Origin of the sequence: Shinella sp. JR1-6, assembly GCF_004284735.1 — a bacterium.
Lineage (GTDB): Bacteria > Pseudomonadota > Alphaproteobacteria > Rhizobiales > Rhizobiaceae > Shinella.
On record NZ_SHMI01000024.1, the window covers coordinates 37,814 to 46,616 of the forward strand.

Genomic DNA, 8,803 nt, shown 5'->3' on the forward strand with positions numbered 1-8,803 from the left:
GCATCGATAAAATGCCGGGCCACGCTCCCGGCTTGACCGCTGGCGATCGTGCATGCCGATCGGTCTCGATTGGCGGGGCGCAGCATGGGAGAGCGCACATGCCGAGACCGGCAAAGGCTCTCGGGCACACTGCGCGATGGTCTGCCGGCAAAATTTCGGTTCTTGAGAAAAATGGCTTGTAGAACGCCTTCACACCGCGTTCAACGGCGGGAGTGCGATCGTATCCCCCTCACCGGCCGGGCTGCGCTGGAGAAGGAACCGCAGCATGATTGAGACCGAGGGCTTCATCGATTATTTCAGGACCCGCCACGGCTGGAAGTGCCGGCCGGGCTCGGCCATTTTCAAGGATCTGACCAGCTTCGCAACGGAGCAGGTCGAAACCGCTCACGGCATTGAAGACCTCTATGTGCTGTTCTGCGTTGCGCATGGGATGGCTGTGAAACCCTCGCCACCGGAGCGGCGGGAATGAACCGCATCGACTTCACCCACCCGGTCCCTCGCCTCGGCCCCGATCGGGCTGATGGTTGCCGTAGCAATTGATGCAAGCGTCCCTTCCGCCGCCGACGGGCGGTTGGAGGCCTTGCGCCGGTTGTTCGACACAAGGCGTGAAGGGAAACGGTCGCCAGAATCCATTGGAATGGCACCGACATGAAACTTCTCGCAAGCGATGAAGGCACAGAGAAAGTGCGGGGAGAGACGTAGGATATTGGAGAGCAACGATCTGAAGGCTCCGTCGCGACCTTCAATCCCTTTCTTTCGTCAATCTACTCTCTTGATTTCACTGCCCAATATACCAGGTATATATTGGGCACGCCCTCATGCGCTGCCGGAACCGGATTGCGGCATACGGCCGATGCACGCCAGATCAACAGGAGAGAATCCGATGCCCAGTCTCAGAACCTTCGCGGCGATCGTCCTTGCCTTTGGCCTGGTGGGCTGCACAGCCGCTTCCGCGCTGGAGCCGGTCCCGGGGAGCATCATCTACAAGGGCCAGCCGCGCACGAAGCTGACCAAGGCGCCGATCGGCAGCACGTTCGAACACCACTTCCGCGATCAGTTCGGCGATGACTATGTGGAAGTCTACCGGATCGCGCCGGACCGGTCGCTGGAGCTGCTCTCTCGGCGCAGGATCGACATCGTCGAGTTCGGCAACGGACGATAGACGGTTCGATATCCGGAAAAACGCCAAACGGGTAGACGAACGCACTGCGACCTGTCAGAAGCGGCGCGGGACGCGACTGCCGATAATTTTAGATCGGGGTCGGGCGACCGATTGACGTCACGTTGCTGCCGCGAGACCACGCTGGCCCTCCCCATACCCATCCTCAAGAGCGATTGCTTGGCCCGCCGCTTCGATCCGGCGCCCCTGATCTCACCGCAACAGCAATGCCGTCCCGTAGAGCCCCAGGGCAAACACCGTGTGCGCGACCAGATTGAGGAACCGCACCATGTTGGCATTCGGAAGCTTTGACGCCGCCACGCCGATCCCGAGGCCGGGCTGGAGCAGGAACCAGCCGGCGCCGACGGTGACGATGCCGAGAATCCAGGCTGGCAGGAAGGTCGGTGCGGCGAACCAGGCCCCGCCGACGATCAGCGCCAGAATCACACCATAGAGAATGCCGACGGCATAGTGGCCGATCCAGCCGAGCGCGAGCTCCGACGCGAAAGGGTCCGCCTTGCCGATATCGTCATGAAAGACGGTGCCGTTCTTCAAGTGCCAGAACCAGCGACCAACCGGCGCCCAGTTCGGCCGCGCCTGGCGAAAGCCCTTCCAGAGCAGAACGGCCCAGAGGTCCATCAATACGGTGGCGCCGATGCCGATCGCCACGCCCTTCAACAGCAGTTCCATATAGTCCCCTCGCCCAAGCATTGCCTGCCCGGTTAGAGCAGGTCCGCAGGAGCGACGCAACAAAGCCCGTCAGCGCGGATTGCGCCGTGCCTTTCGGGTCGCCCACCAGACGGCGAGGCGGCGGCGCTGGCGACGGACGAAGGGGGAATCGTGCGAAAGCACGAGAAGACCGAGCGGCACCATCCAGAAACCGAGCACCGGAAGGAAGCCGAGAAGGCCGCCGACGATGAGAAGCACGCCGATCACGGTGCGAAGCCAGCGCGATTCCGGCAGTTTCATCCGGAAAGAGCCGATCACGATCTCCCGCGTGCGGGGGTCGATGCCAAAATGCATATTTGTTTTTCGCGTCGTCATTCGTCGTCCATTTCACGCAAACGCCCGGTTTTCCAAGGCTCTTCCATCTCCCAGTTGGAGACTTGTCCACAATCAATCAAGTCTCGTGCATTTTTTTGTCAAAAAGCGCTTGGCAAATCGATCAGGCGTTTGTATTACGCGCTCACTCCGCAGCGAGCGGATGATCCCTGGTAGCTCAGCGGTAGAGCATTCGACTGTTAATCGACAGGTCGCCGGTTCGAATCCGGCCCGGGGAGCCAGATTTTGAAGGGCTGCGCTGAATAGCGCGGCCCTTCTGCTTTTCAGCCACCAGACACTTTCAGCCGTTGAAACCCGACAGCCTAGCGTGGGCTGAGCGGTGGGCGCTTTATGTTCATCTGGAGTTCGTGGCGGCTGGCGAAGCGGCCGAAGAGCAGGAGCAGCTTGCGCTCCTCAGCCTTGTCCAGCCCGTTCCTGCGGCAATGTTCGATGACGTCGAGGACATGACGGGTCTGGCGGGGCGTGAACTGGCGATTGTCGATGGGATGCGTCATCGGATGCCTCCTCCGTTCGGTAGCCGAACCAAGGAAGAATGCGCCGGGCCATGGCTTTGTTCCCGGCGCCCGTCGTGTCAGGCAACCATTCCGGCGCCGGACTGGCCAGCCTTGCGGGAGAGGCCGTAATCCCGGTCCTGCAGCGGGCGGCGGAAGGTCTGGCTGCGGTCGCGCGGCAGGGCCGAAAGGTCGGCGAGCGGCGTTCCGATCGCCCCATCCGCGTAGGTGCCCGTTGCAATATCGTCCTCGGGCGTGGCCGGGCTCACCTGAAAAAATCCGAAAAACATCCTGCTGTCTCCAGTTTCTCTCCAAACGGCCGATCGGGGTTTGCGTTCCCTCCGACGCGCCGGATAGACGCAAAATTAACCATGTTTGCTAACAGGTCGTTAAAGCCCTCGCTTTTTGCGATCGGCGACGGGCCTCTTCCTGATCCGGCCTGTCATGATTCACGTCTTGGCGTACGCCGCCATTGGCGATAGCCTTCATCCAACGTCGGGTTGGCAGAGGGGCAATCGATGACGACTGAAATGATTTCAGAAAAGGCATTTCCAGACCAGGATGCACTGACGTCCGCCAATTTTGCCGAACGCACCAGACGGCTGCCCTTGCGCGCCAGGATGGTGTTGCGGGGCCTCTTGGACCTCGAGACCGGCGCACTGGCGATGACCGTCCCCGGCGGGCAGACCTTCTTGATCCGCGGCAGGACACAGGGGCCCAGCGCCGCTGTCCGGCTCAACAACTGGAATCTCGTCAACCGCGCCGTCAGTGCCGGCACGATCGGCGTTGCGGAAAGCTATATGGACGGCGACTGGGAAAGCCCGGATGCTGGCGCCTTCCTCGAACTCTTCCTCGTCAATACGACTGTCGGCCGCAGCTACACCAACGGCCCGCGCGGCCTCTTCCTCCTCGCGGAAAAATTCCGTCACTGGCTGAATGCCAACACCCGCCGCGGCTCGAAGCGCAACATCTCGGCGCATTACGATCTCGGCAACGAGTTCTATTCGCAGTGGCTCGACCCGACGATGACCTATTCGTCCGCGCTCTATTCCCGCGGCGCAAACGACCTCACCTCGGCCCAGGTCGCAAAATACCGCGCGCTGGCCGAGGCGACCGGCATCGGCCCGAACGACCATGTGCTGGAGATCGGCTGCGGCTGGGGCGGCTTTGCGGAATTCGCCGCCAGCGAGATCGGTTGCAAGGTGACGGGCCTGACGATCAGCCGCCAGCAGCTCGCCTTCGCGCGCGAGCGCATGGCAAAGGCCGGGCTTGCGGACCGGGTCGAGCTTAAGTTTCAGGATTACCGCGACGAGACCGGCACCTATGATCGCATCGTCTCCATCGAGATGTTCGAGGCGGTCGGCGAACGCTACTGGCCGGCCTATTTCTCAAAACTCAGCGAATGCCTGAAGCCGGGCGGCCGCGCGGGCCTGCAGATCATCACCATTCTACAGGAGGCCTATGCCGAGTACCGGGCCAATCCGGATTTTATCCAGAAATACGTCTTCCCAGGCGGCATGTTGCCGACCCGCGAGCACCTTGCCTCCCTCGGCCGACAGGTCGGGCTCGCGACGGCCTCCGACATCGGCTTCGGCCACGACTATGCCCGCACCCTCGCCGAATGGCGCCACCGCTTCTGGGCCGCCTGGGAGCGCATCGTCCCGCTCGGCTTCGACGAGCGCTTCCGCAAGCTCTGGGAGTTCTACTTCTATTATTGCGAGGCGGGCTTTCGGGCCCGAAACATCGACGTTCGCCAGGTGGTCTACACGCGGCCTGCCGCCTGAGGGCAAGACATGGAAAAAATCCCTCTGGAAGGTCGCTCCATGGGAACACGATTTCTTGCAAAGCGCGGCTTGCCGGCCGAAAAGACGCTTTCCAATCTAGGCACATGAAGCGAGGCTCGGGTCCCATGGCAATTCTTCCGTCCGTTCTGGATGCAATCGGCAACACGCCGCTGATCCGGCTCAAGGGAGCCTCGGAGGCGACGGGCTGCGAAATCCTCGGCAAGGCGGAATTTCTGAACCCCGGCCAGTCGGTCAAGGATCGCGCGGCACTTTCGATCATCCGGGCGGCGGAGCGTTCGGGCGCCCTGCGGCCGGGCGGCGTCATCGTCGAGGGCACGGCGGGCAATACCGGCATCGGTCTTGCCCTCGTGGCGCAGGCGCTCGGCTATCGCACCGTCATTGTCATTCCGGAAACCCAGAGCCAGGAGAAGAAGGACGCGCTGCGGCTGCTCGGCGCCGAGCTCGTCGAGGTGCCGGCCGTTCCCTACAAGAACCCGAACAACTACGTAAAACTCTCCGGCCGCCTTGCCGAGCAGCTCGCAAAGACCGAGCCGAACGGCGCGATCTGGGCGAACCAGTTCGACAATGTCGCCAACCGCGACGCCCATATCGAGACGACGGCGCCGGAAATCTGGCGCGACACCGACGGCAAAGTCGACGGCTTCGTTTCGGCCGTCGGCTCGGGCGGCACGCTTGCAGGCGTCGCCGCCGGCCTCAAGGCGAAGAACCCGAACATCAAGATCGCCCTTGCCGATCCGGATGGCGCCGCCCTCTACAACTATTATGCGCATGGCGAGCTGAAATCCTCCGGCAGCTCCATCACCGAAGGCATCGGCCAGGGCCGCATCACGGCCAATCTCGAAGGTTTTACGCCGGACTATTCCTACCAGATCCCCGACACCGAGGCCGTCCCTCTGGTCTTCGACCTGATCGAGAACGAAGGCATCGCCGTCGGCGGCTCCTCGGGTATCAACATTGCCGGCGCGATCCGGCTCGCCCGCGACCTCGGCCCCGGCCACACGATCGTGACGATCCTGTGCGACTATGCTAACCGCTACCAGTCGAAACTCTTCAACGCGGACTTCCTCGATTCGAAGGGCCTGCCCGTTCCGGGATGGCTGAAGGCGAAATCAGGGATCAAGGTCCCCTATCAGCCGGTCGAATAGGTCTCATGTCCCTCACCACCACTGCCCTCTTCCGCGACGATTTCTATCTTTCGACGAACGAGGCGGTGGTGACGGCGGTGCACCAGGACGGCGGCATCGAGCTCGACCAGACCTGTTTCTACGCGACGTCGGGCGGCCAGCCCGGCGACAGCGGTTTCCTGGAGCGCGCCGACGGCAGCCGCATCGCGCTCGGTCCGGCGGTGACCGGCGCGACCAAGGACATCATCCTCCACCGGCCGCTGGAGGGCGAGGCGCTGCCGATCGTCGGCGAGGCTGTTGTCGCCCATATCGACTGGGCGCGCCGCTACAAGCTGATGCGCATGCACACGGCCTGCCACCTGCTCTCCGTCGTCTGCCCCTATCCGATCACCGGCGCGGCGGTCGGCGAGGACGACAGCCGCGTCGATTTCGACATGACGGAGACGATCGACAAGGACGAGGTGACGGCCCGGTTGATGGCGCTCGTTGCGGAGAACCACCCAATCTTCGTGCAGTGGATCACCGATGCGGAACTTGCCGCCAATCCCGGCATCGTGAAATCGAAGAATGTACGCCCGCCGATGGGCCTTGGCCGGGTCAGCCTCGTGTGCATCGGCGAGAACTCCGCCATCGACAGCCAGCCCTGCGGCGGCACCCATGTCTCCGAAACCCAGGAAGTGGGTGCCATCCACATCGCCAAGATCGAGAAGAAGGGCAAGGAGAACCGCCGGTTCCGCATCCGATTCGGGGCGCCTGAGGCCTGACGGGATAGGCTCCGCGGCAAAATCGATCTAGGATATTTTCCAGCATATTCAAAATATTGCAGTGCCCATCACGCAGAGTACACCTGCCGGGCACTGCCAGCCTGACAGGGAGAAGACCATGTCCAACGACAAGAGCCGGTTCGTCGTCTCGGCGGACTTCGTGGAAAAGCAGCTCGGCGCGCCGCAGTTCCGCATCGTCGATGCCGCCTGGTATCTTCCCGCGCAGAACCGCAACGGCGCGGCCGAGTATGCGGCAGGCCACATTCCCGGCGCCGTGTTCTTCGACCAGGACGTGATCGCCGATCATTCGGGCACGCTGCCGCACACCGTGCCCTCGCCGGAACTCTTCGCCGCCGAAGTCGGCAAGCTCGGCATTTCCGATACGGACACCATCGTCGTCTATGACGGCCCCGGCATCTTCACCGCACCGCGCGTCTGGTGGCTGCTCCGCACCATGGGCGCAAAGAACGTCTTCGTTCTCGACGGCGGGCTTGACGGTTGGAAGAAAGAGGGCCGGCCGCTTGAGACCGACCTGCCCGAACCGGCACCAGCCGTCTTCCACACCAATTTCAATCCCTATGCCGTCACCTCCTTCGAGGAGATGCGCGGGATCGTCACGACCGGCGCCAGGCAGATCGCCGACGCGCGCGGCGCCGGCCGCTTCACCGGCGAGGAAGCCGAGCCGCGCGCGGGCATGCGCTCCGGCCACATGCCGGGTGCAAAAAGCATGCCGTCGGGCACTTTTTCCGAGGGTGGCCGGTTCAAGGATCTCGCCAGTCTGCGTCGGCATTTCGAGGAAGCCGGCATCGACCTTTCCAGGCCGGTCGTCACGACCTGCGGTTCGGGCATCACCGCCGCCATCATCACGCTGGCCCTGCATTCGCTCGGCCATGAGAACAACACGCTCTATGACGGCTCCTGGTCCGAATGGGGCGGCCGGGACGACACGCCCGTGGTGACGGGGAAAGACTGATGGCAAAAAAGTCCCGGCCCGCGCCGATCGCGGTGCATGTCACCACGCTGGAAATGACCGCGCCGCCGAAGCAGAGCCTGCCGGTGCCGGTCAACGTGCACACTGCCATCCTCAGCGCGCCCGACATCCCGCTCGCCTTCTACCGCTTCCTCTATCGGCAGGTCGGCGGACGCTGGCACTGGGTCGACCGGCTGCGCATGGACGACGCAACGCTTGCCGCGACGCTGCACGACAAGCGCAACAGCGTCACGGTGCTCTATGTGAACGGTGCGCCGGCCGGCTTCTTCGAGCTTCTGCAGGTGGACGACACGGTGGTGGAGCTGTCGCATTTCGGCCTGTTCGAGCGGGCGCTCGGTCTTGGCATCGGCAAGTGGTTCCTGCTGCAGACGCTCTATGCCGCCTGGGCGCCCGGCCCGACGCGCGTCACGGTCGATACCAACAATCTCGATCATCCGCGCGCGTTGCAGCTCTACCAGATGTTCGGCTTCTCGCCGGTCGGCACGCGGGACACCGACCTTGTGCCGTTGTCGGACGCCGAGCTGCTTGCGCTTGCCAAGCGCGACTGTCTTTTGCCCGGCGAGGTGCGTTAATCACTCTGAACGGAACCTAACAGGCGGTTCAGGTCCGCTTCAGATCGCCTGTGGCACTTTCCAGCCAACAGACGATCAACCGAGCAAGGAAACACCGCCATGCAACGCCGCGCCTTTCTGACCGCGTTCGCCACCGCCCTCGCCGTTCCCGCCTTTTCGGGCCTCGCGGTCGCACAGGAAACCCCGTCCTCGGAAATCATCCTGCGCCGGCTCGATGCGGCGCCGGCACGTCGCCTGCGCGAAGAGGAACGGGTGACGGTGCGTGAACTCAAGCGCCGGCCGGACCTGCGCAGCGCGGCACCGTCGATCAACATCCAGTCGATCAACTTTGCCTTCGGCTCCGCCGATATCCCGCGCTCGGAATACCGCAAGGTGCGCCAGATCGCCCGCGCCATGGAGCAGTTGCTGAACCGCCGCCGCCGCGCCGTTTTCCTGATCGAGGGCCACACGGACGCCGTCGGGTCGGCCGCTTCCAACCAGATCCTGTCGGAGCGTCGCGCCGAATCGCTGAAATGGGTGCTCGTGCAGGAGTTCGGCATTCCCTCCCGTGCGCTCGAAACCGTCGGTTATGGCGAGGATTACCTGCTCGTTCAGACGCTGAACGAGGAATGGCGCAACCGGCGTGTGACGCTGCGCCGCATCGACGAGTTCGTGCGCTGAAGCCCGCTGGAAGCACATGAAAATCACCGCGGACCGGCCGTCCGGACACCGCGGTGATCGCCTTCCGGGCAACTGGTCCGGACCAATTCGCCGCTGGAAACGCTGTCACAGCTGTGCCATATGACTGTCACGCGCAATTCCGGGGGCGATGGATCCGCTGGACGGATCGATCGGC

The 8,803-nt window shown here is 63.3% G+C and carries 12 protein-coding genes and 1 tRNA gene; 9 read left to right on the top strand and 4 right to left on the bottom strand.

Features of this window, described 5'->3' with window-relative positions:
• The first annotated feature begins 265 nt into the window (after nucleotides 1-265).
• Both EXZ48_RS27575 and EXZ48_RS27580 read left to right on the top strand, forming a co-directional pair.
• Nucleotides 266-469, top strand: coding sequence for a hypothetical protein (locus tag EXZ48_RS27575; protein WP_130519946.1), 204 nt, complete (start codon nucleotides 266-268; stop codon nucleotides 467-469).
• Nucleotides 470-883: 414 nt separating this feature from the next.
• Nucleotides 884-1,162 (top strand): hypothetical protein, encoded by a 279-nt coding sequence (locus tag EXZ48_RS27580; protein WP_023515540.1) that lies wholly within the window; start codon nucleotides 884-886, stop codon nucleotides 1,160-1,162.
• Between the two features lie 210 nt (nucleotides 1,163-1,372).
• Here the strand turns inward: EXZ48_RS27580 and EXZ48_RS27585 are convergent, their stop codons facing one another.
• Both EXZ48_RS27585 and EXZ48_RS27590 read right to left on the bottom strand, forming a co-directional pair.
• Nucleotides 1,373-1,849: a DUF2938 domain-containing protein gene (locus EXZ48_RS27585; protein WP_050743102.1), complete on the bottom strand. Its 477-nt coding sequence runs from the start codon at nucleotides 1,847-1,849 to the stop codon at nucleotides 1,373-1,375.
• 69 nt (nucleotides 1,850-1,918) lie between these two features.
• Nucleotides 1,919-2,182 carry a hypothetical protein gene (locus EXZ48_RS27590; protein ID WP_245290098.1) on the bottom strand — a complete coding sequence of 88 codons (264 nt, stop codon included), beginning with the start codon at nucleotides 2,180-2,182 and terminating at the stop codon, nucleotides 1,919-1,921.
• Nucleotides 2,183-2,367: 185 nt separating this feature from the next.
• Between EXZ48_RS27590 and EXZ48_RS27595 the strand changes: the two genes are divergently transcribed.
• Nucleotides 2,368-2,442 (top strand) — tRNA-Asn (locus tag EXZ48_RS27595).
• A gap of 81 nt (nucleotides 2,443-2,523) precedes the next feature.
• On the opposite strand, the gene EXZ48_RS27600 is transcribed toward EXZ48_RS27595, so the two are convergent.
• A complete protein-coding gene (locus EXZ48_RS27600) occupies nucleotides 2,524-2,715 on the bottom strand; it encodes a hypothetical protein (RefSeq protein WP_130519948.1) in 192 nt (63 codons plus the stop codon).
• 77 nt (nucleotides 2,716-2,792) lie between these two features.
• Nucleotides 2,793-3,002, bottom strand: coding sequence for a hypothetical protein (locus EXZ48_RS27605; protein WP_023515544.1), 210 nt, complete (start codon nucleotides 3,000-3,002; stop codon nucleotides 2,793-2,795).
• A gap of 228 nt (nucleotides 3,003-3,230) precedes the next feature.
• On the opposite strand from EXZ48_RS27605, the gene EXZ48_RS27610 reads away from it, so the two are divergent.
• The 6 genes from EXZ48_RS27610 to EXZ48_RS27635 all read left to right on the top strand — a co-directional run bounded on the left by EXZ48_RS27610 (nucleotide 3,231) and on the right by EXZ48_RS27635 (nucleotide 8,628).
• Nucleotides 3,231-4,496 (top strand): cyclopropane-fatty-acyl-phospholipid synthase family protein, encoded by a 1,266-nt coding sequence (locus EXZ48_RS27610; RefSeq protein ID WP_130519949.1) that lies wholly within the window; start codon nucleotides 3,231-3,233, stop codon nucleotides 4,494-4,496.
• A gap of 125 nt (nucleotides 4,497-4,621) precedes the next feature.
• Nucleotides 4,622-5,662, top strand: a complete 1,041-nt coding sequence (locus EXZ48_RS27615; protein WP_023514346.1) for a cysteine synthase A — start codon at nucleotides 4,622-4,624, stop codon at nucleotides 5,660-5,662.
• 5 nt (nucleotides 5,663-5,667) lie between these two features.
• On the top strand, nucleotides 5,668-6,405 hold the full coding sequence (locus tag EXZ48_RS27620) for an alanyl-tRNA editing protein (RefSeq protein ID WP_130519951.1): 738 nt from the start codon (nucleotides 5,668-5,670) through the stop codon (nucleotides 6,403-6,405).
• A 118-nt stretch (nucleotides 6,406-6,523) separates the two neighbouring features.
• Nucleotides 6,524-7,378 (top strand): 3-mercaptopyruvate sulfurtransferase, encoded by an 855-nt coding sequence (gene sseA / locus EXZ48_RS27625; RefSeq protein ID WP_130519953.1) that lies wholly within the window; start codon nucleotides 6,524-6,526, stop codon nucleotides 7,376-7,378.
• Nucleotides 7,378-7,968 carry a GNAT family N-acetyltransferase gene (locus EXZ48_RS27630; protein ID WP_130519955.1) on the top strand — a complete coding sequence of 197 codons (591 nt, stop codon included), beginning with the start codon at nucleotides 7,378-7,380 and terminating at the stop codon, nucleotides 7,966-7,968. The genes sseA and EXZ48_RS27630 overlap by 1 nt, the downstream gene beginning before the upstream one ends.
• Nucleotides 7,969-8,067: 99 nt before the next feature.
• Entirely contained in the window at nucleotides 8,068-8,628 is a 561-nt protein-coding gene (locus tag EXZ48_RS27635) for an OmpA family protein (protein WP_023514342.1), read from the top strand.
• Nucleotides 8,629-8,803: the final 175 nt, after the last annotated feature.